The sequence below is a fragment of the Catellatospora sp. TT07R-123 genome (assembly GCF_018327705.1).
Classification (GTDB): Bacteria; Actinomycetota; Actinomycetes; order Mycobacteriales; family Micromonosporaceae; genus Catellatospora.
In genome coordinates this window covers 3,254,812-3,281,745 of record NZ_BNEM01000001.1, presented here as the reverse complement: position 1 = coordinate 3,281,745, position 26,934 = coordinate 3,254,812, and the positions used below count along the sequence as shown (strand labels likewise).

General features: G+C 71.6%; 28 protein-coding genes. 20 read left to right on the top strand and 8 right to left on the bottom strand.

All coding sequences use genetic code 11. The annotated features are described in order from the left end of the window. Window positions 1-40: 40 nt before the first annotated feature. From ettA to Cs7R123_RS14020, 4 genes are all read left to right on the top strand, one after another. On the top strand, window positions 41-1,717 hold the full coding sequence (ettA, locus tag Cs7R123_RS14035) for an energy-dependent translational throttle protein EttA (protein WP_212826723.1): 1,677 nt from the start codon (window positions 41-43) through the stop codon (window positions 1,715-1,717). An 82-nt stretch (window positions 1,718-1,799) separates the two neighbouring features. Continuing rightward, window positions 1,800-2,201, top strand: coding sequence for a thioesterase family protein (locus Cs7R123_RS14030; protein WP_212826720.1), 402 nt, complete (start codon window positions 1,800-1,802; stop codon window positions 2,199-2,201). Next, the gene (locus Cs7R123_RS14025; protein WP_308442881.1) at window positions 2,198-2,848 is read left to right on the top strand and encodes a hypothetical protein; all 651 of its coding nucleotides are present in this window, start codon (window positions 2,198-2,200) and stop codon (window positions 2,846-2,848) included. Before Cs7R123_RS14030 ends, Cs7R123_RS14025 begins: the two co-directional genes overlap by 4 nt. A 274-nt stretch (window positions 2,849-3,122) precedes the next feature. After that, window positions 3,123-3,590 carry a YbjN domain-containing protein gene (locus Cs7R123_RS14020; protein ID WP_212829158.1) on the top strand — a complete coding sequence of 156 codons (468 nt, stop codon included), beginning with the start codon at window positions 3,123-3,125 and terminating at the stop codon, window positions 3,588-3,590. Between the two features lie 237 nt (window positions 3,591-3,827). On the opposite strand, the gene Cs7R123_RS14015 is transcribed toward Cs7R123_RS14020, so the two are convergent. The 4 genes from Cs7R123_RS14015 to Cs7R123_RS14000 all read right to left on the bottom strand — a co-directional run bounded on the left by Cs7R123_RS14015 (window position 3,828) and on the right by Cs7R123_RS14000 (window position 8,251). Next, window positions 3,828-5,099, bottom strand: a complete 1,272-nt coding sequence (locus Cs7R123_RS14015) for a delta-60 repeat domain-containing protein (protein ID WP_244871819.1) — start codon at window positions 5,097-5,099, stop codon at window positions 3,828-3,830. Between the two features lie 160 nt (window positions 5,100-5,259). After that, window positions 5,260-5,676, bottom strand: coding sequence for a globin (locus Cs7R123_RS14010; protein WP_212826718.1), 417 nt, complete (start codon window positions 5,674-5,676; stop codon window positions 5,260-5,262). A gap of 1 nt (window position 5,677) precedes the next feature. Beyond that, window positions 5,678-6,970, bottom strand: coding sequence for an MFS transporter (locus Cs7R123_RS14005; RefSeq protein ID WP_244871817.1), 1,293 nt, complete (start codon window positions 6,968-6,970; stop codon window positions 5,678-5,680). 213 nt (window positions 6,971-7,183) lie between these two features. After that, window positions 7,184-8,251: a mechanosensitive ion channel family protein gene (locus tag Cs7R123_RS14000; RefSeq protein ID WP_212826716.1), complete on the bottom strand. Its 1,068-nt coding sequence runs from the start codon at window positions 8,249-8,251 to the stop codon at window positions 7,184-7,186. Between the two features lie 395 nt (window positions 8,252-8,646). Between Cs7R123_RS14000 and Cs7R123_RS13995 the strand changes: the two genes are divergently transcribed. Then, window positions 8,647-9,165 carry an HNH endonuclease gene (locus Cs7R123_RS13995; RefSeq protein WP_212826714.1) on the top strand — a complete coding sequence of 173 codons (519 nt, stop codon included), beginning with the start codon at window positions 8,647-8,649 and terminating at the stop codon, window positions 9,163-9,165. 3 nt (window positions 9,166-9,168) lie between these two features. On the opposite strand, the gene Cs7R123_RS13990 is transcribed toward Cs7R123_RS13995, so the two are convergent. From Cs7R123_RS13990 to Cs7R123_RS13980, 3 genes are all read right to left on the bottom strand, one after another. Beyond that, window positions 9,169-9,786 (bottom strand): class F sortase, encoded by a 618-nt coding sequence (locus Cs7R123_RS13990; protein WP_212826712.1) that lies wholly within the window; start codon window positions 9,784-9,786, stop codon window positions 9,169-9,171. A gap of 3 nt (window positions 9,787-9,789) precedes the next feature. Beyond that, on the bottom strand, window positions 9,790-10,278 hold the full coding sequence (locus tag Cs7R123_RS13985) for a hypothetical protein (protein WP_212826710.1): 489 nt from the start codon (window positions 10,276-10,278) through the stop codon (window positions 9,790-9,792). Between the two features lie 265 nt (window positions 10,279-10,543). Beyond that, window positions 10,544-10,993 carry an Lrp/AsnC family transcriptional regulator gene (locus Cs7R123_RS13980; RefSeq protein ID WP_212826708.1) on the bottom strand — a complete coding sequence of 150 codons (450 nt, stop codon included), beginning with the start codon at window positions 10,991-10,993 and terminating at the stop codon, window positions 10,544-10,546. A gap of 146 nt (window positions 10,994-11,139) precedes the next feature. Between Cs7R123_RS13980 and Cs7R123_RS13975 the strand changes: the two genes are divergently transcribed. From Cs7R123_RS13975 to Cs7R123_RS13910, 14 genes are all read left to right on the top strand, one after another. Continuing rightward, entirely contained in the window at window positions 11,140-12,018 is an 879-nt protein-coding gene (locus Cs7R123_RS13975) for a tryptophan 2,3-dioxygenase (protein WP_212829155.1), read from the top strand. 112 nt (window positions 12,019-12,130) lie between these two features. After that, on the top strand, window positions 12,131-13,411 hold the full coding sequence (gene kynU, locus Cs7R123_RS13970; protein ID WP_212826706.1) for a kynureninase: 1,281 nt from the start codon (window positions 12,131-12,133) through the stop codon (window positions 13,409-13,411). Continuing rightward, a complete protein-coding gene (locus Cs7R123_RS13965) occupies window positions 13,408-14,757 on the top strand; it encodes an NAD(P)/FAD-dependent oxidoreductase (protein ID WP_212826704.1) in 1,350 nt (449 codons plus the stop codon). Before kynU ends, Cs7R123_RS13965 begins: the two co-directional genes overlap by 4 nt. Window positions 14,758-14,774: 17 nt before the next feature. Next, a complete protein-coding gene (locus Cs7R123_RS13960; protein ID WP_212826702.1) occupies window positions 14,775-16,256 on the top strand; it encodes a 2-hydroxymuconic semialdehyde dehydrogenase in 1,482 nt (493 codons plus the stop codon). Continuing rightward, on the top strand, window positions 16,253-17,077 hold the full coding sequence (locus tag Cs7R123_RS13955) for a 2-keto-4-pentenoate hydratase (protein ID WP_212826700.1): 825 nt from the start codon (window positions 16,253-16,255) through the stop codon (window positions 17,075-17,077). The genes Cs7R123_RS13960 and Cs7R123_RS13955 overlap by 4 nt, the downstream gene beginning before the upstream one ends. 76 nt (window positions 17,078-17,153) lie before the next feature. Next, entirely contained in the window at window positions 17,154-18,059 is a 906-nt protein-coding gene (locus Cs7R123_RS13950; protein WP_212826698.1) for an acetaldehyde dehydrogenase (acetylating), read from the top strand. Then, window positions 18,056-19,075, top strand: coding sequence for a 4-hydroxy-2-oxovalerate aldolase (gene dmpG, locus Cs7R123_RS13945; protein WP_212826696.1), 1,020 nt, complete (start codon window positions 18,056-18,058; stop codon window positions 19,073-19,075). Before Cs7R123_RS13950 ends, dmpG begins: the two co-directional genes overlap by 4 nt. Continuing rightward, window positions 19,072-19,821 (top strand): 2-keto-4-pentenoate hydratase, encoded by a 750-nt coding sequence (locus Cs7R123_RS13940; RefSeq protein ID WP_212826694.1) that lies wholly within the window; start codon window positions 19,072-19,074, stop codon window positions 19,819-19,821. The genes dmpG and Cs7R123_RS13940 overlap by 4 nt, the downstream gene beginning before the upstream one ends. A gap of 76 nt (window positions 19,822-19,897) precedes the next feature. Continuing rightward, window positions 19,898-20,320, top strand: coding sequence for a RidA family protein (locus Cs7R123_RS13935; RefSeq protein ID WP_212826692.1), 423 nt, complete (start codon window positions 19,898-19,900; stop codon window positions 20,318-20,320). Beyond that, a complete protein-coding gene (locus Cs7R123_RS13930; RefSeq protein ID WP_212826690.1) occupies window positions 20,317-20,838 on the top strand; it encodes a 3-hydroxyanthranilate 3,4-dioxygenase in 522 nt (173 codons plus the stop codon). Before Cs7R123_RS13935 ends, Cs7R123_RS13930 begins: the two co-directional genes overlap by 4 nt. Continuing rightward, the gene (locus Cs7R123_RS13925) at window positions 20,838-21,845 is read left to right on the top strand and encodes an amidohydrolase family protein (protein ID WP_374706943.1); all 1,008 of its coding nucleotides are present in this window, start codon (window positions 20,838-20,840) and stop codon (window positions 21,843-21,845) included. Before Cs7R123_RS13930 ends, Cs7R123_RS13925 begins: the two co-directional genes overlap by 1 nt. Then, entirely contained in the window at window positions 21,842-22,582 is a 741-nt protein-coding gene (locus Cs7R123_RS13920; RefSeq protein ID WP_212826688.1) for an alpha/beta hydrolase fold domain-containing protein, read from the top strand. The genes Cs7R123_RS13925 and Cs7R123_RS13920 overlap by 4 nt, the downstream gene beginning before the upstream one ends. A gap of 113 nt (window positions 22,583-22,695) precedes the next feature. After that, the gene (locus tag Cs7R123_RS13915; RefSeq protein ID WP_374706990.1) at window positions 22,696-22,962 is read left to right on the top strand and encodes a hypothetical protein; all 267 of its coding nucleotides are present in this window, start codon (window positions 22,696-22,698) and stop codon (window positions 22,960-22,962) included. Further along, on the top strand, window positions 22,949-23,365 hold the full coding sequence (locus Cs7R123_RS13910) for a DUF5130 family protein (RefSeq protein WP_212826686.1): 417 nt from the start codon (window positions 22,949-22,951) through the stop codon (window positions 23,363-23,365). The genes Cs7R123_RS13915 and Cs7R123_RS13910 overlap by 14 nt, the downstream gene beginning before the upstream one ends. A gap of 67 nt (window positions 23,366-23,432) precedes the next feature. Here Cs7R123_RS13910 and pepN read toward each other — a convergent pair whose 3' ends face one another. Continuing rightward, entirely contained in the window at window positions 23,433-25,988 is a 2,556-nt protein-coding gene (gene pepN / locus Cs7R123_RS13905; RefSeq protein ID WP_212826683.1) for an aminopeptidase N, read from the bottom strand. 251 nt (window positions 25,989-26,239) lie between these two features. Here pepN and Cs7R123_RS13900 point away from each other — a divergent pair, with 251 nt between their 5' ends. Beyond that, window positions 26,240-26,863 (top strand): disulfide bond formation protein DsbA, encoded by a 624-nt coding sequence (locus Cs7R123_RS13900; RefSeq protein WP_212826681.1) that lies wholly within the window; start codon window positions 26,240-26,242, stop codon window positions 26,861-26,863. Window positions 26,864-26,934 lie beyond the last annotated feature (71 nt).

Below are 26,934 nucleotides of genomic sequence, written 5' to 3'. Positions count from 1 at the left end.
TGATGGAGCGGAAGTCTGTCTGAAGGGGGTTGGCCCACCCGTGGCCCAGTTCATATACACGCTCGAAAAGGCGCGCAAGGCACACGGCGACAAGGTTGTGCTGGACAACGTCACGCTCAACTTCCTGCCCGGTGCCAAGATCGGCGTGGTCGGCCCCAACGGTGCGGGTAAGTCCAGCCTTCTGCGGATCATGGCTGGCCATGACATCCCCAGCAACGGCGACGCCCGGCTCATGCCCGGTTACACCGTCGGCATGGTGGCGCAGGAGCCCCGGCTGGACGAGTCGCTGACCGTGCTGGAGAACATCGAGCTCGCCGTGGCCGGCACCAAGGGCAAGCTCGCCCGGTTCAACGAGATCGCCGAGCTGATGGCGACCGACTACTCCGACGCGCTCATGGACGAGATGGGCAAGCTCCAGGAGGAGCTGGACCACTCCGACGCCTGGGACCTCGACTCCAAGCTCGAGCAGGCCATGGACGCGCTGCGCTGCCCGGAGCCCGACCTGCCGGTCGGCCCGCTGTCGGGCGGCGAGAAGCGCCGCGTGGCGCTGTGCAAGGTGCTGCTGGAGCAGCCCGACCTGCTGCTGCTGGACGAGCCCACCAACCACCTGGACGCCGAGAGCGTGCTGTGGCTGGAGCAGCACCTGGCCAAGTACCCGGGCACGGTCATCGCGATCACCCACGACCGCTACTTCCTCGACAACGTGGCGCAGTGGATCCTGGAGCTCGACCGCGGCCGGGCGTACCCGTACGAGGGCAACTACTCCACCTACCTGGAGAAGAAGGCGCAGCGGCTGGGCGTCGAGGGGCGCAAGGACGCCAAGATGAAGAAGCGGCTGTCCGAGGAGCTGGAGTGGGTCCGCTCCAACGCCAAGGCCCGCCAGACCAAGTCGCGGGCGCGTCTGGACCGCTACGAGGAGATGGCGGCCGAGGCGGAGAAGACCCGCAAGCTCGACTTCGAGGAGATCCAGATCCCGCCGGGCGGGCGTCTGGGTAACACCGTCATCGAGGTCAAGGACCTGAAGAAGGGCTTCGACGAGCGGGTCCTGATCGAGAACCTGTCGTTCTCGCTGCCGCGCAACGGCATCGTGGGAATCATCGGTCCGAACGGTGTCGGAAAGACGACTCTGTTCAAGACCATCGTCGGCCTGGAGGAGCCCAACGAGGGCTCTGTCAAGGTCGGGGACACCGTCAAGCTGTCCTATGTGGACCAGAACCGGGCCGGTCTGGACAGTGGCAAGTCGGTCTGGGAGGTCGTCTCCGACGGCCTGGACTACCTGATGGTCGGCAAGGTCGAGATGCCGTCGCGGGCGTACGTCGCCGCGTTCGGTTTCAAGGGCCCGGACCAGCAGAAGCCGGTCAACGTGCTGTCCGGTGGCGAGCGCAACCGCCTCAACCTGGCGCTCACCCTCAAGATCGGCGGCAACGTGCTGCTGCTCGACGAGCCCACCAACGACCTGGACGTCGAGACCCTGTCGAGCCTGGAGAACGCGCTGCTGGAGTTCCCCGGCTGCGCCGTGGTCATCTCCCACGACCGCATGTTCCTCGACCGCGTCGCCACCCACATCCTCGCGTGGGAGGGCACCGACGAGGACGAGTCGAAGTGGTTCTGGTTCGAGGGCAACTTCGAGGCGTACGAGAAGAACAAGATCGACCGCCTCGGCGCCGAGGCCGCCCGTCCGCACCGGGTCACGCACCGCAAGCTGACCCGCGACTGACGAAGATCCACCAAGGTCGCCCGGCGGTCCAGGGTCAGCTGACCCCGGCCGCCGGGCGACTCTCATGATTGAGGCGGCATCGATGAGGTTCACCTACCACTGCGCGCTGCGCTGGTCCGATCTTGACGCGTACGGGCACGTCAACAACGCGCGCTTCCTCACCCTGTACGAGGAGGCCCGCGTCGCGATGATGTTCGTCGGCGCCCGCGACGCGGGGGTCACCTCCTTCGAGGAGGGGATCGTGGTCGCCCGGCACGAGGTGGATTACCTGCGCCCGGTCGACTACGGCGACCCGGTGCGCATCGAGCTGTGGGTCGACGACCTCAAGGCGTCGCGCTTCACCATCTGCTACGAGCTGTTCGACGGGGACCTGCTGGCCAGCCGGGCCCGCACCGTGCTGGTGCCGTACGACCTCGAACGCCGCCGTCCGCGCCGGCTCACCGAGTCCGAGCAGTCCTTCCTCAAGCCGTGGCTGGTCAGTTGAGCACCGTGTCCGCCGACCCGGGCACGGCGCCCACCGCCGACGCCGCCGCGTTCCTGAGCCGCCTGGTCCGGCTGGACCCGGCGGCCCTGGTGCGCCTGCGCCCGGCCGGGGCCGACCGCACCGCGCTGTGGGCGGCGCTGCCGTGGGGCGTGCTGGTGACCCGCACCGTCGACGGCTGCGCCGACCGGGACCGGGTCACCACGGCCGCCGCGCTGCTGGCGGGCGCGGCACGGCTGCCGGAGCGCGACGGCGACTGGCGCCTGCCGCTGCCGCCGTCCGCGGGCCGCGTGCTGGAGTCGCTGCCGGTCGAGGTGGTGCGCCAGGCGGCCGAGGCGGCGGCGGCGACCCTGCGCGAGGTGGAGGCGGACGGCCTGCGGGGCCGGGCGGTCGGGCAGCGGGTGTTGCGCGACGCACTCCTTGACCACGTTGTCATCACCGGAAAGTCCGATATAGACGATGTACCCTTTTCTGTACCGCAGCGTTTGGTTCAGGCCGTGGTGCGGATGGGGTTCCTCGGAACATCAGGCCAGGTGAGCGTCGTCACCGCCGGGCCGTGGACCGGGTTGGCCGCTTCCTTTGGTACGGCTTGGATCCGAGCCACCTCGGCGTTGACCGTACGACCGATCGTCACTCGTCCTATTGGTTGATCGCGGCTCGGTCATCTAGCCTGGGACGGCCGGTAAGGGGATGACGGAAGGCGGCTGTCCGGGTAGCCTCTCGCCGGGGGATGAACTGAGGGTAGGCAACTGCTCTCCCTCAGCATTTATCTGGTCGGCTTCAGGCTACGGTCGGACAGGAGCAGCGATGGCTTGGTTCTCATGGCAGCGCGGATGGCGGGGGCAGTCCGCGGCGGCGAGCACGGCGCGGCAGCGGGTGGTCCCGCAGCAGCGCGGACTCTTCGAAGTGCCGGACGATCTGTCCATGATGGACAGTCTTCCACCTGCTCCGACCAAGCTCGCCGTCAGTGAGACGCCGCCGGTCAACCTGCGCCGGATCGCGGCCACGCTCGACCTGCTCGACATCCGCTACCTGTCCGACGGCGAGGAGAGCCTGCTCGCCCTGTGGGAGCGGCACGCCCTGCTGTTCGCGGTCGAGGGGCCGGACGACGAGATCCTGGTGATCCGGGCCCGGCCGCACGCCACCGTCCCGCCGGAGCTGGCCGACCTGGCCTACCGCGCTGTCAACGAGTGGAACCACACCCGCCGCTTCGCCAAGGCGTACGTGGGGGACCCGACCGAGCGGGGCCAGCTGCCGATCTATGCCGAGTGGCAGGTGCCGCTGCGGTCCGGCGCGCACGACGCGCTGCTGATGGAGCTCCTGGACTGCGCGGCCTCGGTGTCGACCACCTTCGTCGACTGGATGCACTCCGACGGCGGCCTGCTGCTCTGATCCCGGCCCCGCCACCCTCGCACCGTGGCGGTACCCGATCGGGCGGATCCGCCGACGGGCCGCACCCGCCGCCTCCGGGCGCCGCGGGGCGCGTACCGGCCTCGGCTTTTAATAGACGTTGGCCTATCTCGTCGAGTTCGATCTTCGATCAGTCGATGAGATAGGCCAACGTCTGTCTTCAGTCATCCGGTGACCCGGCCATCCGGCGACCTCCGCCCAGCGGGGGCGCTGACGGGGCTACTCGGGGCGCGGGAACAGGCCGATGCGGCCGTGGTACTCCCGGCCCAGTTCGTCGGTGTCCGAGCCCACCAGCAGCCCCAGCGGCGTGGCCGCGAACGCCTTCACGCCCACCCCGCGGGTGCGGGTCGGGTTCCAGGGCAGGGCCAGCCCCGTCTCCGGGTCGATCGCGCCGACCCCGGGCCGCGACACCGCACCCGGGCCCTCGGACTCGTGCCCGTACGGGTTGTCCAGCCAGCGCTGGTGCCCGCCGACGTACACCGCGCCGCCGATGACCTCCACCGCGTACAGCGAGTCGCCGCCGGTGTGGTTGACCCAGGTCGGGCCGGTGTGCGCCGGCGCGTACGTCTCGAACCGCGCCGCGGTGTCGCAGGTCAGCCGGCTGCCGCTGAGCCGCCCCGTGGTCACGATGACCAGGAACCGCCCGTCGGGCGAGAAGTCGGCGGCCCGCATGTACGTGTCGAAGTTGTCCCGGCACCGCGGCGCGTACGCGTCGGTCGACCAGTCCGCCAGCGCCGCCTTCGGCCGGGTCAGGTCGAACATCGCCGCCTGCGTCCGCCGGGTCGAGCCGACCCGGGTGAACGCCCCGACGGCCAGCAGCCGGTCGCCCGACGGCGTGATCGCGATGTCCTCGACCTTCACCCGGCCGATCTCCGGCGCGGACAGCCGGGCGTCGAAGCGCGGGTCCACGGCCCCGGTGAGCGCGTCGACGCGGGCCAGGCCGACCCGCTCCACGCCGCCGATCGCGCTGAACGAGCCCGCCAGGTAGAGCCAGCGCCCACTGGGCACCAGGCCGCGTACGTCACCCCAGTTGATCTCGGCGGTGAAGCCCGCGACCGGCTCGCCGGTGGCCAGGTCGAGCCGGACCAGGCCGCGCCGGTACGCCCCGTCGACCACCTGGAACTCCCCGCCGACGAACACCGACCCGTCCGGGCCCGGGGCCAGGGACATCACCGCGCCGTCCAGCTGTGGGGCGAAGTCGAGCACCGCGCCGGTGCGCAGGTCGAACGCGAAGAGGTTCTGGCGGTCGTACGCCTGCTCGCCCGCGCTGTCGGCGACCATGGTGAACTCCCCGCCGACCACCACCGTGCCGCCGACCAGCGCGATCGCCTGCACCTCGCCGTCGAGCACGTGCGGCGTCCAGTCGGCCGGGTCCTCGCTGACGGTGTCGGCCGCGCGGACGGCGGCCACGGCCTGCGGCGGGGCGACGGCGGCCAGGGCGGCCAGCACGGCGAGAGCGGCCAGCGGTATGACGCGACGGCGCATCAGCATGTCTCCTCATCTTCCGGGCATTCCACCCGTCTAACGAGGCTCCACACCCGTGAGCGCCACCCGAACGGCCCCGTTGAGAAGGGCACCTTCTACCGCGTGAAGCGAGCCGAGCTACTGCTCGTCTCGCTGACGCGAGCCGACGAAGGTGCCCTTCCTTACGTCAGTGCTCGGCGTTCACCATGAAGAACGCCGCGCGCTCCAGGTAGTCCCACAGCAGCTGGTCCAGTTCCGGGGCGAGCTCCAGGACGTCGACGGCGTGGCGCATGTGGCGCAGCCAGGCGTCGCGCTCGACGCTGCCGATGACGAAGGGGGCGTGGCGCATGCGCAGCCGCGGGTGCCCGCGCTCCTGCTGGTACGTGGTCGGGCCGCCCCAGTACTGGACGAGGAACTTGCGCAGCCGGTCGTTGGCCGGACCGAGGTCCTCCTCCGGGTACATCGGCCGCAGCACCGGGTCGGCGGCCACCCCGGCGTAGAACTCGTCCACGAGCAGGCGGAACGTGTCCTCGCCGCCGAGCAGTTCGAAGTAGTTCGGCGGCGTCTCGGTCGAGGGGGCGGTCTGTTCGCTCACCCGGCCCACGTTACCCGGCGGCCGGAGCCTCGTTCAGGCGGCGAGCCCGCTCGATGGCGGCGGTGAACAGGTCCGCCGGAGGCCAGGCGCTGAGCGCGACCAGCACCAGCACCACCCCGGCCACGCTCCACAGGCCGACCACCTGGTGCAGCGGCCAGCGGTTGGCCATCATGCCGGCGACCAGCACCGAGCCGCCCTGGAGCAGCTGCATCCCGGCCTGCATCACGCCGAACGCACGTGCCCGGTACCGGTTGGGCAGGGCCAGCACGAACAGGCCGTTGGCGGCGGGCATCATCCCGGCGATGCAGAACCCGCAGGCGGCGGCCATCAGGCACACCGTGAACAGCGGCGGGTCGGTCAGCGCGGGCACCAGCGACAGCGCGGCGAGCAGGGCCAGCGGCCGGATCAGGCGGCGCCGGGTGTCCGAGGTCGCCAGGCGCCCGACGAGCAGGCCGCCGAGCACGTAGCCGACCGGGCTGGCCAGCATGATCAAGCCCTGGTCGAAGCCGATCTCGGCGGCCGAACCGGCCGGTTCGAGGTGGTGGGCCCAGACCACCGCCAGCCCTTCGGGCAGGATCGCGAACAGCATCGAGGTGAAGACCAGCACGGCGATGCCGCGCAGGGCGGCGGTGCCGAAGACGATGGCGAAGCCGTCGGCTGTCTCGCGGACGAGGTTGCGCCGGGCGGCCCGGTCGTTGACCGCGGGGCGGTGCTGGACCATGGTGACCAGCACCAGCGCCGACACCGCGAACGTGGCGGCGTCGAGCAGCAGCGCCAGGCGCGGGTTGATCGCGGCCAGGACGCCGCCGGCCAGGTAGCCGCCGATCTGGGCGGCCTGGTTGAGGCTGAGGTTGAGCGAGATGCCGACCACCAGGCGGTCGCCGCTGAGCACATGGGACAGCAGCGCCGAGCGGGAGGAGTCGTACGGCGGGTTGCCCAGGGCGGTCAGGAACAGCAGGCCGATCAGGACCGGCAGCGGCAGGCCGGGCACGGCGACGAGCGCGATCAGCACCATCCGGGCCAGATCGCTGACGATCATCACGGTGCGGTACGGGTACCGGTCGGCGACCGCGCTGAGCAGGGGCCCGAGCAGCAGCCAGGGCGCGAAGCTGATGGCGAAGGTGGCCGCCGCGGCACCGGCCGAGCGGGTCTGGTCGAAGACCAGCGCCGTCACGGCCGCCTTGGCCAGGTAGTCACCGAGCCAGGACAGCGCCCCCGCGCTCAGGATGCCCCGGTACTCGCGGTCGGCGAGCACCTCGCTGAAGGTCGTCCGCCGCTCGGGTCGCGATGCGGGGGCGGCCACCTGTGCGGGTGGTTCGTTCGGCGGTGGTGTGCTGGTGGGAGCGGAGGGGTGCACCACCGGATGGACCTCCATCGATCACGACGTGGGTGTCGAGGAACGTCATCCTGTCGTACGTTCACGTCGAATGGCCGTCCCGGTAGGGATCTCGACGGTAGATTCTGCCCGATCGGTGGATAAAGCGCTAGCCTCTACGGATGATGCCCTGGTGGTCGGTCAGGCAGCGGGGTCGGCGGTGACGACGGTTCCCTCGTCCGGGGGCACGGCCGCCCGCAGCGACCGGGCCGCCTGCATCTGCGCGGCGATCCCCGACGCCTCCAGCGCCTCCGTCAGCCGCCGCCGCAGCTCACGCTGCACGATCCACTGCTTGTCGGCCGACGTCTTGCAGATGGTGCGCAGCACCGCGCCGTCCACGCTGATGCTCTCGACCCCGAGCACCTGCGGGGGATCGATGAAGTCCCCGGCGAACTCCGGGTCGGCCGCGAACGCCGCCACCGTCTGGCGCAGCACGCTGGTGGCCTCCTCGACACCGACGAAGCCGATCGGCACGTCGACCATCACCTGGGCCCAGCCCTGGCTCTTGTTGCCGATCCGGACGATCTCGCCGTTGCGCACGTACCAGAGCACGCCGCGCGCGTCGCGGACGGTGATGGTGCGCAGGCCGACCGACTCGACCACGCCGACGGCCTCGCCGGTGTCTACCACGTCGCCCACGCCGTACTGGTCCTCCAGCAGCATGAACAGGCCCGCGATGAGGTCCTTGACCAGGGTCTGCGCGCCGAAGCCGAGCGCCACGCCGGCGATGCCGAGGCTGGCGATCAGCGGGGCCAGGTCGATGCCGAACTCGCTCAGCACGATCAGGAAGGCGATGGAGAACACGCCGACCGTGATCATGCTGCGGAGCACCGAGCCGATCGCCTCGGCCCGCTGGCGGCGCCGCTCGGGGAAGACCGTGGTCGCGTTCACCACCGAGACCGGGATCTTCTCGCGCAGCGGCCGCAGCATCGTCGGGGACTTGCCGGCCGAGGCCCGCTTCACCACGTTCATGATGAAGTGGCTGAGCACGGCCCGCGCGACCATCGCGCCGAGGATGATGGCGAGGATGCGCAGCGGCTTGATCAGCAGGTAGTAGCCGCCGTCGGCCAGCCAGACCGACTCCGTCAGGCGGTACAGGCTCTTGCAGAGGTCGTCGCCCAGGCAGTTGACCGAGGGCGAGGAACTGGCTGCCGGGGTCGGCGTGCCCGAGGGGTCCAGTGCGAGCAGGGCGAGCGTGCTGATCGGCATGTCGGCGTACTACCTCGTCGGTCGGTGGCGAGAGCCCAGGGTATCGCGCCGGGCGGCCACCCCCCGTCGGTGGCTTACCGGAGCGGCAATAGGGTATCGACCGTCCGTATTGGTCGCGGGGCGGTGCCCCCGATATGGGACGGCCGGCACGACCGGGAACCGCGCGGCACCGCCGCCGGTCGGCGAAGGCGCGCGACGGCGCCGAATGATCTCGCCAAATGGTCCGGGATTAATCTCGCAAATGCCAATGAGCTGGGCATATCGCGGCCGAGAATTCATGAGAGCGCCGCAAATTGTAGGTGCAATCACCGGATCTATCGGGGACGATGGTCACAGTGACAGGAGGGATCTGAGGCTCCCGGCGTCAGGCCCCTGGCGATAGAGGGTGATACCTGATGCCTGACATACGACCCGCAGCATCCTCTGCCGCGTTGCTCCTCAACGCGACCTACGAGCCGCTGTGTGTCGTGTCCGTGCGTCGGGCCGCCATTCTCATCCTCTCCGGCAAGGCCGTCTGCGTCGCCGACGGCGACGGGATGCTGCACAGCTCCCGCCACGACGTGCCGGTGCCCCTGGTCGCCAAGCTCACCCGGTTCGTGCGGGTGCCCTACCGCACCCAGGTCGGGCTGTCCCGGCGGGCCATCTTCGCCCGCGACGGCGGCCGCTGCGTGTACTGCCAGGGCCCGGCCGAGACCATCGACCACGTGCACCCGCGCTCCAAGGGCGGCCCGCACGCCTGGGAGAACGTGGTCGCCGCGTGCGCCCGGTGCAACCATCACAAGGGCGACAAGACCCTGACCGACCTCGGCTGGCGGCTGCCGGTCAAGCCCGCCGTGCCGCACGGCCTCATCTGGCGGGTGCTCGGCCACCGGGCCCCCGACCCGCGCTGGGCGCAGTGGCTCGAACCCGCCTGAACCTCAGCTCCCACGGGTGCTGACCAGGCTCGCGAAGACCACGATGTTGTCGGCGTACCCGAGCTCGCCGCCGACCCAGCGGCCCCCGCACGTGATCACCCGTAGGCCGGGGCGGCTGAAGTCCTGGTAGACGCGCTTGGCCGGCAGGGCGTCCTTGGCGAAGCGCTCCACGGTGTTGACCTCGAACACCGCGACTCGGCCGTCGCGCCGGGTGACCTCGATCCGCTGGCCCGGCTTCACCTCGTTGAGCCGGTGGAACACGCCGGGATGGTCCTTGGTGTCCACGTGGCCGACGATGATCGCGGGGCCGTACTGGCCCGGGGACGGGCCCTGCTGGAACCAGCCCGCCTCGTTGCGCAGCAGCAGCGAGGGCGTGGCCACCGCCCCTTCCTTGTCCAGCCCGACGCCGTGGACGTACGCCTTCACCTTGATCGACGGGATCTCGATGCGCAGCGGGCGGCTCGGGCCCAGCACCGGGAACTCGCCCGGCGGGGGCTTGCCGGGCCCCCGGAACAGCTCGGCCAGCGACAGGCCGTGCGCCCGGCCCAGCCCGATACCGACGCTGAACAGGCCCGCGAGCACCAGCAGCAGCGCCAGCGGGCGGCTCCACCGGGTTCGCACGCCTCAGCCCTGCGGCAGGGTCCGGCGCCGCCGCGCCAGCAGCGCCACCCCCGCGCCCAGCCCCACCGCGGCCGCGCCCGCGCCGATCAGGGTGCTGCCGTCGTCGCCGGCCAGGAACCCGCCGCCGGTGTTCGGGCCGTGGTTCGAGCTGTGCTCGCCGACCACCCAGAGGGTGGTGGTGGCGGTCTGCCGGCTGGGGCAGGTCAGCTTCACGCTGTAGCCGCGCGGCGGCTTGTTCTCGGGCACGGTCGCCGCAGCGATCAGGTACGCGTTGGCCGGTTCGACGGTGACGGTGCCGAACGCCTCGGAGTGCACCTTGGCGTTGTTGAGCGCGTCACCGCAGCTCGCTCGGATGGCGACCTGGAACCCCGCCTGGATCGTGCTCGGGTTGACCTCGACGAAGACGCCCTCGGCGTACGCGGGAGCGGGCGCGCTCAGCCCCGCGAGCGCCAGCGCCGCCGCGCTGGCCGCGACCCGGATGGCAGACCGCATGTTTCCCCCATCATCGACGATCCCGGCGAAAACCCCCGGGCTAGGAGGAATCCTCTCACCGCAGACGCGACACCCCACCCGAACATGAAAACTCGTCCCCCTGTTCCGGCCGCAACGGCTGAGCAGAGTGCAGTTTCGGGGAAAGTGCTGGAATCTTGAGCGCCATTCGTGCACTTTCCCCGAAACTGCACGAACCCGGGCGCGGGGCGCGGGCGCGGGGCGCAGGCGGCGAGCGCAGGCGGCGGGGGGTGGGTGGCGGGGTCGGTCAGGGCTCGGCGGGAGTGACCGGCGTGATGGGGCGGCGGGCCAGGGGGGTGGACAGGACCATCGTGCTCGACGGGCGGCCGTGGCGGGCCAGCCGGTCGATCACCGCCTCGAACGCCTCCATCGAGGGGGCGGCGACCTTGATGATGCTGCACGCGTCCCCGGTGATCCGGTGGATCTCCAGGATCTCCGGCCACTGCGACACCGTCGGTTCGCGCAGGATGCAGCCCGGCCCGTAACAGGACATCTGGATCAGGGCGACCACGGGACGGCCGACCGCGCCGAGGTCGACCTGCGCGTGGTACCCCGTGATCACGCCGGACTCCTCCAGCCGCCGGACCCGCTCGGCGACGGCCGGTGGGGACAGGTGGACCCGCCGGGACAGCTCGCTGAAGGACAGCCGCGCGTCGTCCTGCAGCTCGCGCAGCAGCGCCCAGTCCATGTCGTCCACGCGGCACCTTCCCTTCGTAAACCAAGATCTCGAACTCGATTATGAACCGAAAGCCAGCTGGGCCCGGCGCCGTTGAAACGGCATTCCGCGTCCCGGGTCTCCGGGGACAAGATGTCCGCATCCGAACGGAGGACCTCGTGGACGCCATGACTTCGACGACAGCCGTACGCCCGGCCACCGCCCAGGAGCGCGACGAGCGCGCGGCGGCCAACGGCGGCGAACCCACCCTGGAGTTCGCCGACCAGACGCCGTACGACGCGTATGTGCACGCCTCCACCCTGCACAGCCTGCAGCAGACCCTGAGCAAGGACCCGGGCGAGATGTCCTTCCTCATGATCAGCCAGGTGATGGAGCTGTACTTCGGGCTGGTGCGCTTCGAGCTGCGCGAGGCGCAGCGGCTGCTCGGCGAGGACGACGTGTGGGGTGCGCTCGCGCCGCTGCGGCGCACGGTGCTGCACCTCGACGGCCTGATCGCCGCCTGGCAGGCGCTGCACTGGATGACCCCGGCCGACTTCAACCGCTTCCGCAACCTGCTCGGCGAGGGCTCGGGCTTCCAGTCGGCGATGTACCGGCACCTGGAGTTCCTCCTGGGCCTGAAGACCGCCTCCCTGGTACGCCCGTTCAAGCGCCAGGACGAGGTCTACCACGACCTGCTGGCGACCCTGCACGGCGCGAGCGTGTGGGACGACGTGATCGCGCTGTTGTCCCGGCAGGGCTTCGCCATCCCGGCCGAGGTGCTCGGCCGCGACCTGGCCGAGGAGCACCAGCCGCACCCGGCGGTCGAGGCGGCCTGGGTGGAGGTCTACCGCGACGACAGCCCGGACAACCACCTGCGCCAGCTCGGCGAGGCGCTGACCGAGGTGTCCGAGCGGTTCGACGAGTGGCGCCACCGGCACCTGCGCGCGGTCGCGCGCACCATGGGGGCGAAGGTCGGCAGCGGCGGCTCCAACGGGTACGCCTGGCTCCAGCGCAGCCTGTCCCGCACCGTCTTCCCCGAACTCTGGTCCGCCCGCACCCTTATGTAAGGCACAGTCGGCCTATCCGGTCCGGTGCCGATGCGGTGATCACGGTGCCAGGGTGGTGACACGCCGACGAGCACGTCCATAAGTTCATGATCGACGCAGAAGAAGAGTGGCCATGAGGTTCAGCGAGGAAGACGCGCGGGGGCGGGATGCGGCCGAGCCGGGGCAGCGGGAGCTGTTCCGGGTGCCGCCGGCTGAGGGCGGGGCGTACGCCGAGGTGGCGTACATGGCGGGCAACTCGCTGGGGTTGCCGCCGAAGGCGACCCGGGAGGAGCTGCTCGCCGATCTCGACGAGTGGGCGCAGTGGGGCGTGGAGGGGCATCTCGACGCGGCGCGGCCGTGGCTGCCGTACCACGAGCTGCTGACCGGGCCCGCTGCGCGGCTGGTCGGGGCGCTGCCCGCCGAGACCGTGGTGATGAACTCGCTGACGGTCAACCTGCACCTGCTGATGGTGTCCTTCTACCGGCCCGAGGGCCGGCGCGACCGCATCGTCATCGAGGACTCGGCGTTCCCGTCGGACAGCTACGCCGTACGCAGCCAGGCCGCCTTCCACGGGCTCGACCCGGACCTCGCCGTGGTCCGGCTGCGCCCGCGCGACGGCGAGGACTGCCTGCGCACCGAGGACGTGCTGGAGTTCCTGCGGGTCGAGGGCGACACGGTCGCGCTGCTGCTGCTCGGCGGGGTCAACTACCTCACCGGCGAGCTGATGGACCTTCCGGCGATCACGGCGGCCGGTCAGGCCGCCGGGGCGGTCGTCGGCTGGGACCTGGCCCACGCGGCGGGCAACGTGCCGCTGAAGCTGCACGAGTGGGGCGTGGACTTCGCCGCCTGGTGCTCGTACAAGTACCTCAACTCCGGCCCCGGGGCCCTGTCCGGCGTGTTCGTGCACGAGCGGCACCTCGGCGACCCGCGCCTGCCGCGCTTCGAGGGCTGGTGGAGCACGGCGCAGGCGACCCGGTTCGAGATGACGCCGACCTCGCGGCCCCCGGCGACGGTCGAGGCGTGGCAGGTCTCCAACCCGCCGATCTTCGCGATGGGCCCGGTGCGCACCTCGCTGGAGCTGTTCGACAAGGTGGGCATGGACGCGCTGCGCGAGCGCAGCGTGCGGCTCACCGGATACCTGGAGAGCCTGCTGGACGAGGTGCTGCCGGGGCGGCCCCTGGCGGTGGTGACCCCGCGCGACCCGGGGCGGCGCGGCTGCCAGCTGTCGGTGCGGGTCACCGGGATGTCGGCGGGCGACCTGGCCGCGCGGCTGCGGCACGGGTACGGCGTGATCGCCGACGCCCGCCAGCCCGACATCGTGCGCTTCGCGCCGGTGCCGCTGTACTCGACGTACCACGACTGCTGGCGGGTGGCGCAGGCCCTCGCCGAGATCTTCCCGGTGGAGGAAGCGTGAAAGGCAAGCAGATCGCCGTCGTCGGCGCGGGGCTCGCGGGCTGCCTGCTCGCGTGCTTCCTGGCCCGGCGCGGCTACACCGTGCACCTGTACGAGCGCCGTCCCGACCCGCGGACCGGCAAGGTCGAGCGGGGCCGCTCGATCAACCTGGCCCTGTCCGAGCGCGGGCTCGACGCGCTGCGCCGCATCGGCCTCGACACCACGGTGATGGCCGACGCGCTGCCGATGCGCGGCCGGATGATCCACCCGGTGACGGCGCCGGGCGTCGCGGGCGAGCCGGCGTTCCAGGCGTACAGCAGCGACGGCGAGCGGGCCATCAACTCGATCAGCCGCGGCAACCTCAACAACGCGCTGCTGACGGCCGCCACCGCGCTGCCGGGCGTGTCGGCGAGCTTCGACCACCGGCTGGTCGGCCTGGACCCGAAGACCGGCGAGATGCAGTTCGACACCCCGGCCGGGCGGGTCACCGCGCAGGCCGACGTCGTGCTGGGCACCGACGGCTTCAGCTCGGCCGTACGCGGCCAGCTGCTGGAGCACACCGGCCTGACCGAGAGCCTGGACTTCCTGGACTACGGGTACAAGGAGCTGACCATCCCGGCCCGTGGCGGCGAGTTCGCCCTGGACCCGGGCGCGCTGCACATCTGGCCGCGCGGCTCCTCGATGATGATCGCGCTGCCGAACCCGGACCGCTCGTTCACCTGCACCCTGTTCTGGCCCACCGGCGGCACCAGCGCGTTCGCGTCGCTGACCAGCCCGGCCGCGATCAGGAGGCACTTCGTCGAGCACTACCCCGACGTGGTGGAGCTCGCGCCGAACCTGGTCGAGGACTACCTGCTGAACCCGGTCGGCGTGCTGGGGACGGTCAGGTGTGAGCCGTGGCAGGCGTACGGCCGGGTGGGGCTGCTCGGCGACGCCGCGCACGCGATCGTGCCGTTCTACGGCCAGGGCGCCAACTGCGCGTTCGAGGACGTCGTGGAGCTGGACCGGGTGCTCGACGAGACCGGCGACGACTGGGACCGGGCGCTGCCGGAGTTCGAGGCGCGGCGGCGGGCCAACACCGAGGCGATCGCGCAGATGGCGCTGGCCAACTTCGTCGAGATGCGCGACAAGGTCGCCTCGCCGGTGTTCGCGATGCAGAAGAAGGTCGAGCACGCGCTGGAGCGGGCTCTGCCCGGGAAGTACGTGTCGCGCTACGAGCTGGTGTCGTTCTCGACCACGCCGTACGCGCAGGTGCAGCGGCGGGTGCGGCGCCAGCAGCGGCTGCTCGGCGCGGCGGCGGGCGTGGCGGTGGTGGCGCTGGGCGCGATCGGCGCCGCGCTGGCGTGGCGGAAGGGTAGTGGGGCGTGAACTGGGATCCGATTCTCATGACGGGTGTCCCGGCGGGGGCGCCGGGGCTGCTGCGCAACTACGTCGGCGGCGGGTTCGTCGACACGGGGCGTACGTTCGCCAAGCTCAGCCCGGTGACGGGCGAGAAGGTGTTCGAGGTGTCCGAGGCCGACGCGGCGACCGTGGACGCGGCGGTCACCGCCGCCCGCGCGGCGCTGCGCGGGCCGTGGGGCCGGATGAGCGAGGGTGAGCGCGCGGCGGTGCTGCGCCGGGTCGCCGACGAGCTGGAGCGGCGCTTCGACGACCTGGTCACCGCCGAGGTGGCCGACACGGGCAAGAGCATCTCGCAGGCCCGTACCCTCGACATCCCGCGCGGCGCGGCCAACTTCCGGGCCTTCGCCGACATCGTGGCCAGCGCCCCGACCGAGTCGTTCACCACGACCACGGCGGCCGGGGTCAAGGCGCTCAACTACGCGGTGCGCAAGCCGGTCGGCGTGGTCGCGATCATCGTGCCCTGGAACCTGCCGCTGCTGCTGCTCACCTGGAAGCTCGCCCCGGCCCTGGCCTGCGGCAACGCCGTGATCGTGAAGCCGTCGGAGGAGACGCCGAGCTCGGCGACGCTGCTGGCCGAGGTGTTCGCGGCCGCGGGCGTGCCCGACGGCGTGTTCAACCTGGTCCACGGCTTCGGCCCGGACTCGGCCGGGGAGTTCCTGACGAAGCACCCGGGCGTGGACGCGATCACGTTCACCGGCGAGTCGGCCACCGGCAGCGCGATCATGCGCGCCGCGTCCGACGGCGTGAAGGCGGTCTCGTTCGAGCTGGGCGGCAAGAACGCGGGCCTGGTCTTCGCCGACGCCGACCTGGAGGCGGCGGTCGCGGGCTCGGTGCGCTCCAGCTTCACCAACGGCGGCCAGGTGTGCCTGTGCACCGAGCGGCTGTACGTGCAGCGCTCGATCTTCGACGAGTTCGCCGGGAAGCTGGCCCGCAGGGCGAGCGAGCTGGCCTTCGGCTGGCCCGCCGACGAGGCCACGGTCAACATGCCGCTGATCTCGCGCAACCACCGCGACAAGGTGCTCGGCTACTACGACCTGGCCCGCGCCGAGGGCGCGACCGTGCTGGCCGGGGGCGGGGTGCCGCACTTCGGCGACGCCCGCGACGGCGGCGCGTACGTGCAGCCGACCGTGCTGACCGGGCTCAGCCAGCAGGCGCGCACCAACCGCGAGGAGGTCTTCGGGCCGGTGGTCAGCCTGATGCCGTTCGACGACGAGGACGAGGCGTTCGCGCTGGCCAACGACTCCGACTACGGCCTGGCGGCCACCGTCTGGACCCGCGACGTGGGCCGGGCGCACCGGGCCGGGGCGCGCATCGACGCCGGGCTGGTGTGGATCAACACCTGGTTCCTGCGCGATCTGCGTACGCCGTTCGGCGGTGTGAAAGCCTCTGGGGTGGGTCGCGAGGGCGGCGTGCACTCGCTGGCCTTCTACTCGGAACTGACCAACGTGTGCGTGGAGCTGTCATGACGCTGGCCATCTCGAAGGACACCCTCGACGAGGCGGTCCGGATCCTGCACGGGGCGCAGGAGTCGCGCACCCCGTGCCCGCCCCTGCGCGAGCGGCTGCTGCCGGTCGGCGACGTCGCCTCGGCGTACGCGGTGCAGCGCGCGATGACCCAGGACGCCGTCGCCCACGGCCGCCGCATCGTCGGCGCCAAGATCGGGCTGACCAACCCGGTCGTGCAGAAGCAGCTCGGGGTGGGGCAGCCCGACTTCGGCGTGCTCTTCGCCGACATGGCCGTCTGGGACGGCGCCGAGGTCGACGTGACCCGGCTGCTCCAGCCGCGGGTGGAGGCGGAGGTCGCCTTCGTGCTCGGCCGCGACCTGCCGTATGAGCAGGTCACCGTCGCCGACGTGATCCGCGCGACCGACCACCTGCTGCCCGCGATCGAGATCGTCGACTCGCGGATCGCCGGGTGGGACATCTCGATTGTGGACACGGTCGCCGACAACGCCTCCAGCGGCCTGTTCGTGCTGGGCAACCAGCCGGTCGCGCTGTCGTCGGTGGATCTGCGGCTGTGTGGCGCGGTGCTGGAGCACCAGGGCGAGCCGGTCTCGGTCGGCTCCGGCGCGGCCTGCCTGGGCAACCCGGTCCACGCCGTCGCCTGGCTGGCGGCCACCATGGCCCAGGCCGGCACCCCGCTGCACGCGGGCGACGTCATCCTGTCCGGCGCCCTGGGCCCCATGGTCCCGGTGCAGCCCGGCGCCTCGTACGAGGCCCGCATCACCGGCCTCGGCACCGTCCGCACCGCCTTCACCAACGCCACCGGTCGCCGGGAGGTCCGGTGATCAGGAAGCTGTGCACGGGACACGCCGTGGAGCCGTGCCATAAGTTCATGATCAACGCGGAGAAGGGTGGGCGGCCGTGAAGGCGGGGGTGGCCGTCATCGGGTCGGGGAACATCGGGACCGATCTGATGATGAAGGTGCTGCGGGTCAGCGAGTCGCTGCGGATGGTGGCGATGGTGGGGATCGACCCTGAGTCGGACGGGTTGGCGCGAGCCGCCCGGCTGGGCGTGGCGACCACGGCCGACGGGGTCGACGGGCTGGTTGGGATGGCGGAGTTCGGCGAGGTGGAGGTCGTGTTCGACGCGACGTCGGCCAAGGCGCACCGGTATCACGACGAGGTGCTGCGCGCGCACGGCAAGACCGTGGTGGATCTGACCCCGGCGGCGATCGGGCCGTACGTCGTGCCGACCGTCAACCTCGACGAGCACCTGCACCAGCCCAACGTCAACATGGTCACCTGCGGCGGCCAGGCCACCGTGCCGATCGTCGCGGCCGTCAGCGCGGTGACCCCGGTGGCGTACGGCGAGATCGTCGCCTCGATCGCGTCGCGCTCGGCGGGCCCCGGCACCCGGGCCAACATCGACGAGTTCACCGAGACCACGGCCCGCGCCATCGAGGTCGTCGGCGGCGCCGCGCGCGGCAAGGCGATCATCGTGCTGAACCCGGCCGAGCCGCCCCTGCTCATGCGCGACACCGTCTACTGCCTGTGCGCCGACGCGAACGCCGACCGGGCGGCCATCGCGGCCTCCGTCGAGGCGATGGTCAAGCAGGTCCAGGGCTACGTCCCCGGCTACCGGCTCAAGCAGCAGGTGCAGTTCGACGTGGTCGAGGTGCCGCTGCTGGCCGCGCCCGCACTTCAGGTGTCGGTGTTCCTGGAGGTCTCCGGCGCGGGCCACTACCTGCCCGCGTACGCCGGAAACCTCGACATCATGACCTCGGCCGCGCTGCGCACCGCCGAGCGCCTCGTGGAGATGAAGCGATGACCGAGGTCTATGTACAGGACGTGACGCTGCGGGACGGGATGCACGCCATCCGGCACCGCTACACCGTCGGCCAGGTGCGCACCATCGCCGCCGCGCTGGACGCAGCCGGGGTGGCCGCGATCGAGGTCGCGCACGGCGACGGCCTGGCCGGTTCGAGCGTGAACTACGGCCACGGCGCCGCCACCGATCGCGAGTGGATCGCGGCGGCCGCCGAGGTCATGACCCGCGCGAAGCTGACCACGCTGCTGCTGCCCGGCATCGGCACCATCGCCGACCTGCGCGAGGCCCGCGAGCTGGGCGTCACCAGCGTCCGGGTGGCCACGCACTGCACCGAGGCCGACATCTCGGCCCAGCACATCGGCTGGGCGCGGGAGAACGGCATGGACGTCTCCGGCTTCCTGATGATGTCCCACATGAACGACCCGGCGAACCTCGCCCGGCAGGCCAAGCTGATGGAGTCGTACGGCGCGCACTGCGTCTACGTCACCGACTCCGGCGGCCGCCTGCTGATGAAGGACGTCGCGGAGCGGGTCGACGCGTACCGGCAGGTGCTCGACGAATCCACTCAGATCGGCATCCACGCCCACCACAACCTGTCCCTGGGCGTGGCCAACAGCGTCGTGGCAGTTGAGCACGGCACGTACCGTGTCGACGCGTCACTGGCGGGCATGGGTGCCGGGGCGGGCAACGCGCCGCTGGAGGTGTTCGTGGCGACGGCCGAGCTGATGGGCTGGAAGCACGGCTGCGACGTGTACGCGCTGATGGACGCCGCCGACGACGTGGTCCGGCCGTTGCAGGACCGCCCGGTCCAGGTCGACCGGGAGACCCTGTCGCTGGGGTACGCGGGCGTCTACTCCAGCTTCCTGCGCCACGCCGAGCGCGCGTCGGAGAAGTACGGCGTGGACGTGCGCTCGATCCTGGTGGAGCTGGGCCGCCGCCGCATGGTCGGCGGCCAGGAGGACATGATCGTCGACGTGGCCCTGGACCTGGTCGCGGGTAGGGAGAGCAGCTCATGAGCGTGGAGCGGGCCGAGAAGATCGCCAAGATGGCGGAGCTGCTGGACGACGCGGCCGCCACCGCCACCGCGATCCCGCAGCTGACCAAGAACTTCTCCCTCGGCGTCGACACGGCGTACGCGGTGCAGGAGGCGCTGGTCGGCCGCCGCCTGGCGCGCGGGGAGAAGCTGGTCGGGCTCAAGATGGGCCTGACCAGCCGGGCCAAGATGGCCCAGGTCGGCGTGCACGAGGTGATCTGGGGGCGGCTCACCGACGCCACCGCGATCCCCGACGGCGGCACGGTGCGCACGGCCGGGTTCATCCACCCGCGGATCGAGCCGGAGGTCGCGTTCCTGCTGCGCGGCGGCCAGATCGCCGCGGTCGCCCCGGCCCTGGAGATCATCGACTCGCGGTACGCGAACTTCGAGTTCACCCAGCCGGACGTGGTCGCCGACAACACCTCGGCCGCGGCGTACACGATCGGGCCCTGGCGCCCGGTCCCCGCCGACCTGGACAATCTCGGCGTGCTGCTGGAGATCGACGGCCGGGTGGTGCAGACCGGCTCCACCGCCGCGATCCTCGGCGACCCGCGCCGCGCCCTGGCCGAGGGCCGCCGTCTGACCGCCCGCCACGGCGTCACGCTGGAGGATGACTGGATCTTCCTGGCCGGTGCCGCCACCGAAGCCGTCCCGCTGCGCCCCGGCGCCCACGTGCGCGCCGTCGTCCAGGGCCTCGGCTCCGCCTCGGTCAAGGCGGCGCTGGCATGAGCGAGCGAAGCGAGCGAATCATGGGCTCAGGGCGGCTGGTGCCTCATGCCGTTTCCGCGCGGAGCGGGGAAACGGCATGAGCGGGAAGGTGGTTGAAGGCAAGGCCGTGCCGCGCGGGAGGTTCCCGCACGTCAAGGTCGCCGGTGGGTTCGCCTTCGTCTCGGGTACGAGCAGCCGCCGGCCCGACAACACGATCGCCGGTGCGCAGGTCGACGAGCTGGGCACCACGAACCTCGACATCCGCGAGCAGACCCGCGCCGTGATCGAGAACATCGGCGACATCCTGCGCTCGGTCGGCGCCGACCTGCCCGACCTCGTCCAGGTCACGACGTACCTGGTCAACATGAACGACTTCGGCGGCTACAACGAGGTCTACGGCGAGTACTTCGACGCGACCGGCCCCACCCGGACCACGGTCGCGGTGCACCAGCTGCCGCACCCCCACCTGCTGATCGAGATACAGGCTGTGGCTCTCATACCCCCGAAGGAGCAGCGATGACGCACATCGACGAGCCGGTCGACTTCCCGGCCTGGGTCGAGGAGAACCAGCACCTGCTCAAGCCGCCGGTCGGCAACAAGCAGGTCCTGCCCACCGGCGACGACTTCATCGTGCAGGTGGTCGGCGGGCCGAACCAGCGCACCGACTTCCACGTCGACCCGTACGAGGAGTACTTCTACCAGATCCAGGGCACGCTGCGGATCAACGTGATGACCGCGGACGGCCCCGAGACCGTGGTCGTGCCCGCCGGGCACATGTGGATGCTGCCCCGGCTGCTGCCGCACTCGCCGCAGCGCGAGTCCGGTTCGATCGGCATCGTCGTCGAGCGGGTCCGCGAGGAGGGCACGCTGGAGAAGTTCCGCTGGTACTGCCCCGAGTGCGCGGACATCGTGCACGAGGTGGAACTCCAGGTCCGCGACATCGTCGCCGACCTGCCGCCGGTGTTCCAGGCGTTCTACGCCAGCGAGTCGGCCCGCACCTGCGGCAACTGCGGCCACCTGCACCCGGGCAAGGGCTGATGGCACCCGTCGTCGACGTGCACACCCACGTCGTGCCCCGGGGCTGGCCCGACCTGTCCGCCGAGTGCGGCGGGACGGGCTGGCCCTGGCTACGCGTCGACTCCGAGCGCGCCGCCATGATCATGGTGGGGGAGACCGAGTTCCGGCCGATCGGGGCGCAGTGCTGGGACGCGCCGACCCGGCTGGCCGACATGGCCGAGGACGGCGTGGACGTGCAGGTCGTCTCGCCGACCCCGGTCTTCTTCAGCTACGACCGCCCGGCCGCGCAGGCCGTCAAGGTCGCGAAGATCTTCAACGACCTGACCCTGGAACTGTGTGCCGAGCAGCCGGACCGCCTGGTGCCGTTCTGCCAGGTGCCGCTACAGGACCCGGAGCTGGCCTGCGCCGAGCTGGACCGCTGCCTGGCCGCCGGGCACGCCGGGGTCGAGATCGGCAACCACGTCGGCGACCGCGACCTCGACGACCCCGGCATCGTGATGTTCCTCCAGCACTGCGCGCAGGTCGGGGCGCCGGTCTTCGTGCACCCGTGGGACATGCCCGCCGGGCCCCGGCTGGACCGGTGGATGGCCCGCTGGCTGACCGGCATGCCCGCCGAGACCCACCTGTCGGTGCTGGCGCTGATCCTGGGCGGGGTGTTCGACCGGGTGCCGGACACGCTGCGGCTGTGCTTCGCGCACGGCGGCGGCAGCTTCCCGTTCTGGCTGGGCCGGGCCGACAACGCCTGGCACCGCCGTGGCGACGTGGTGCGCGGCGCCTCGCAGCGGCCGCCCAGCGCGTACACGGACCGCTTCTTCGTCGACTCCGTGGTGTTCGAGCCCGCCGCGCTGCGGCTGCTGGTGGACACGATGGGGGAGGACCGCGTCGTGCTCGGCAGCGACTACCCGTACCCGCTGGGCGAGCGTCCGGTCGGCCAGGTCGTCGCCAAGGCCGACTTCCTGACCGCGCCGCAGCGCGCCAAGCTGCTGGGCGGCAACGCGCTGGCGTTCCTCGGCCGGGAGCAGCGGTGACCGAGGACCGCTCGGTGCTCACCCGCGCCGCCACCGCGCCCGACGAGACCCTGCGCTACGGCGACCTGCCCGAGCACGTCGCCGACGCCTGGTACGGCGACAGCCGCGCCCTGGCCCGCCCGCTGGTGCTCATCGTGCACGGTGGATTCTGGCGCCCGGAGTACGACCGAGCGCACACCCACCCGATGGCCGAGGCGATCCGCGACGCGGGCTGGACGGCGTGTTCCACCGAGTACCGCCGCGAACCGGGTGTGCCCGACGTCACCACCGGCGACGTCGCCGCCGCCGTCGCGGCGCTGCCCGGCGCGCTGACCAGGCACGATGGCCGCGTGATCGTGGTCGGGCACTCCGCGGGCGGCCACCTCGCGCTGTGGGCGGCCGCGGCCGCGCCCGCCGCCGGGCTCGTCGGCACGCTCGCGCTCGCGCCGGTGGCCGATCTCGTGCTGGCCGAGCAGCTGCGTCTCGACGGCGGCGCGGTCGGTGATTTTCTCGGTGTCCCGGCGGCTGAGCGGCCTGACCTCGATCCAGCCAGGCTGTCCACCCCTTCGGGGGAGGTGGTGCTGCTCCACGGGGTGCGCGACGAGGTGGTTCCGATCGCGCTGGCGGGGTCGTACGCCGAGGCGCACCCGGGCAGCCGGGTCGCGGCGGTCGCGGATACCGGGCATTTCGCCGTCATCGACCCGCTGTCGGCGGCCTGGCCGGTGGTGCTCGACGAGCTCGCGCGGCTGGGTGACTGACGCGACGGGTTTGGCCCCCTGAGCACGGGGGCACCCTGGTTCCGCTAGCGTTGAAGCGTTCGGATCGGACTCGAGCCGGGGGGCTGTAGTTGTCCACGCCAGATATCGGAGACCTGCTGGTCTACGTGGGTATCCCGCTCGCGGTGATCGCCACGATATTCGCTTTGGTCTATGTAGTCGGCGGCCGCCGGAGCGACAAGCGCTACCGGCCGGGCCGCCCGTACACGTACGCGCCGGTGTGGTTCCTGGCCCGCCCCGACGCCGACGGCCCGCAGGCACGCCACGCCGAGCTGACCGCCGCCGCCCGCGCGGAACTCATCGCCGCGGGTGACGAGGCGCCCGTGGTCGACGTGACAGGAGGCGCAAGTGACCGCTGGTGAACTGACCACCGCCCACCACCACCCCGGTGGCGTCGACGCGGTGATCGACGGACCTTTCACCACCCGCCAGCTGCTGCGCCTCGACGACGCGCTGACCAAGGCCGACCACGCCACCGGCTTCACGTTCAGCGTGTACGTCGGCGACGTCGCCGAGCCGGTGCGCCAGAACGCCGAGCAGCTGCACGCCCGGCTGGCCAAGCCCGCCGACTCGGTGCTGATCGCGGTCTGCCCGCAGCTGCGGCAGCTGGAGATCGTGACCGGGTCGCAGGTCCGCAAGCGCCTGTCGGACCGCGACTGCAAGCTGGCCGCCCTGTCCATGGCGGCCGCCTTCAACGGCGGCGACCTGGCCGGCGGCCTGGTCAGCGGCCTGGCCCAGCTCACCGGCCTGGCCGGCAAGAGCTGACCCGGCGGGCAGCACCCCGTGGTGGACCGCCCCGCCCCCGGGCAGGGGGCAGGGCGGTACAGGTGGGTCAGCTCGCGGCGGCGTCGCGGGCCCGCGCCTTCAGCGCGCGCACCACCCGGTCGTTGCCCTCCGTGACCAGCCGCCGCAGCGGGGTGGCGTGGCCCTCTCCGGCAGCCCAGGCCTCGTACGCGGCGACCGTCTGCGCCGACGGGTCCAGCACCGGGTAGCCCAGCATCACGAACTCCTGCCCCGGCTCGCTGTCGCGGGCAGCCCACACCCCGTCCACGTCGGCGAAGAACCGCTCCGTGTACGGCCGGGTCAGCTCGACCTGCGCGGCGTGCTGGAAGCCCATGACCAGGGCCCGGCTGCGCCAGTTGGCCAGGTTCTGCGCGCTGGTCAGCTCCGCCCACACGGCGGCCTTGTTCTCCGCGGTCGGGATCAGCGCGTACGCCAGCGCAGCGCCGATGTCGCCGGCGGCGGTGCGGTCCGCGTCGTGCTCGGCCTGGATCGTCGCCGGGTCGATGGTGCCGTTGGCGACCAGCGCCTGCACCAGCTGCCAGCGCAGCTCGCCGGCGATGCTGATGCCCTCGGGCACGCCGGTGCCCTCCAGCCAGCCGCGCAGCACGTCCAGGTCGGCCCTGCCGCGGGCGGCGCTGATGAAGGCGCGGGCCCAGCCGAGCTGGAAGCCGCTGCCCGCCTCGGCGGTCTCCATGGCGGCGCGGGCGGCGTCGGCGAGCCGGGCCCAGCCGGTCGGCGCCCAGGCCGGGTCGGCGAACTGGGCGAGCACCAGCTGCACCTGGCGCAGGGTGGACATGACCAGGTTGATGTCGCGCTCACGCGGCAGCGCGGCGGTGACCAGCGCGACGTAGTCGCGCGCGGCCATCTCGGCGTCGCGGACCATGTCCCACGCGGCCGCCCAGCACAGCGCGCGGGCCAGCGAGGAGTCGAAGCCGCTCAGGTTGTCGACCACGACGGCCAGCGACCGGTCGTCCAGCCGCAGCTTGGCGTAGCTGAGGTCCTCGTCGTTGAGCAGCAGCACGTCGGCGGCGCGCTTGCCGGCCAGCGCGTCGATGACGGTGCGCGGCCCGGCCACGTCGACCTCGATCAGCTCGCGGCGGATCAGCGAGCCGTCGACGAGGTCGTACAGGCCGATGCCGAGGTGGTGCGGGCGCAGCGTGGGGTGGCTGGCCGGGGCCTCCTGCTCGACGGCGACCTGGGCGTAGGTGCCGTCGGCGGCGATCTCCACGGCCGGGCGCAGCGTGTTGACCTGGGCGGTCTCCAGCCACGCGGCGGCGAACGCGCGCAGCTCGCGGCCGGACGCCTGCTCCAGCGCGCCGAGCAGGTCGCCGAAGGTGGCGTTGCCCCAGGCGTTGGCCTGGAAGTAGGCGCGCAGGCCGGTCACGAACGTGTCGACGCCGACGTACGCGACGAGCTGCTTGATCACGCTGGCGCCCTTGGCGTACGTGATGCCGTCGAAGTTGACCTCGACCGCCTCGACGTCGGTCATCTCGCAGTAGACCGGGTGGGTGCTGGAGAGCTGGTCCTGGCTGTAGCCCCAGTTCTTGCGCACCGACAGGAAGGTGGTCCACGCGTCGGTGAAGCGGGTGGCCTTGGCGTTGCACCAGTGCGAGGCCCACTCGGCGAACGACTCGTTCAGCCACAGGTCGTCCCACCAGCGCATGGTGACCAGGTCGCCGAACCACATGTGGGCCAGCTCGTGCAGGATCGTGTTGGCCCGCTGCTCGCGCTCGAAGTCGGTCACCTCGGAGCGGAAGATGTACGCCGCGTCGGCGTGGGTGACGCAGCCGAAGTTCTCCATCGCGCCCGCGTTGAACTCCGGCACCCACAGCTGGTCGTACTTGGGCAGCGGGTAGCGCACGCCGAACTGGGCCTGGAAGAAGTCGAAGCCCTGCTTGGTGATCTCGAACAGCTCGTCGGCCTCGAGGTGCGCGGCGACCGAGGCCCGGCAGAACAGGCCCAGGTCGATGCCGTCGTGGGTGGTCCGCTCCTCGTGGTACGGCCCCGCGCACAGCGCGGTCACGTAGGTGGACATGCGCGCGGACTGCTCGAAGTGGACGGTCTTGCCGACGGTGCCCGCCTCGGTGGAGGCGATCGGGGCGTTGGAGACGACCTTCCAGTGCTTGGGGACGGTCGCGTGCCAGGTGTAGACCGACTTCAGGTCGGGCTGGTCGAAGCAGGCGAACACCTTCTGGGCGTCGGCCGTCTCGAACTGGCTGTAGAGATAGACCTCCTTGTCGGCGGGGTCGACCGCGCGGTGCAGGCCCTGGCCGGACTGCGAGAACGGGAAGTCCGCCTCGATGACCAGCGTGTTGCGCGCGGCCAGGCCGGGCAGGACGAGGCCGGTGTCGGAGGTCCAGGTGCTGGTGTCGAGCTCGGTGCCGTTCAGCGTCGCGCGCAGGATCTTGGCGGCGGCGACCTCGATGAACGTCTGCGCGCCGGGCTCGGCGGCGGAGAAGTCGACGGTGGTCACGCTGCGGAAGGTGCCGTCGCCGGGATTGCCGGCCCCGTCGGTCAGGTCCAGCGCGATGTCGTACGAGTGGATGTCCAGCAGGCGGGCCCGCGCTGCGGCCTCGGTCTGGGTGAGATTGCGCGTACCGGTCACGGCGTCACTTCCTGTCGGCTGCGGTGGTGAGCAGCATGGGAGGCAGCCCTGTATGTGGCTGCCCAGTGCAGTCTGTCATCGCGTCGGCGCGCTGCGACCACCCACGCTTGCGTATCGGTTGCGGCAGCGGCCCGTTTGCCAGAGGCCGCGAACGGCCCGAAGCAACTCTTTCACATTATGGCGCGCGGACGTGCGATAGGTCACGCGTCGGATGTGCGCCAACACCGCACTCGAAGAGTGACCATTCAACTATGAGCACCCCTTCGATCGACATGTGGTTCGACCCGATCTGCCCGTGGGCCTGGATGACCTCCCGCTGGCTGATCGAGGTCGAGCAGGTGCGCGACGTGCGCGTGGACTTCCATGTGATGAGCCTGTCCGTGCTCAACGCGGGTCGCGACGACCTGCCCGAGAAGTACCGGCAGCTGCTCGCCGACGGCTGGGGCCCGGTGCGGGTGTGCATCGCCGCCGCCCGCAAGTACGGCGACCCGGTCCTGCGCGACCTCTACACCGCCCTGGGCACCCGCATCCACCTGGGCAAGGAGCCGCTGGGCCGCGAGCTCTACGAGGCCGCCCTGGCCGACGCGGGCCTGGACCCGGCGCTGGCGGCGGCGGCCGAGGAGACCGTGCACGACGACCTGCTGGTCGAGAGCCACAACCGGGGCATGAAGCCGGTCGGCACCGATGTCGGCACCCCGGTCATCCACGCGCCCGGCCCGGACGGCGCGACCATCGCCTTCTTCGGGCCGGTGGTCACCCCTGCCCCCAAGGGTGAGGCGGCGGGCCGCCTCTACGACGGCGTGCTGCTGGTGGCGGGCACGCCCGGCTTCTACGAGCTCAAGCGCACCCGGGACCTCGGCCCCATCTTCGAGTGACGCCGGCGGCGGGCACGCCCCCTGAAGGCTCCTGGCTCGTTGGGGTGAGGGAGACCACACCAACGAGCCAG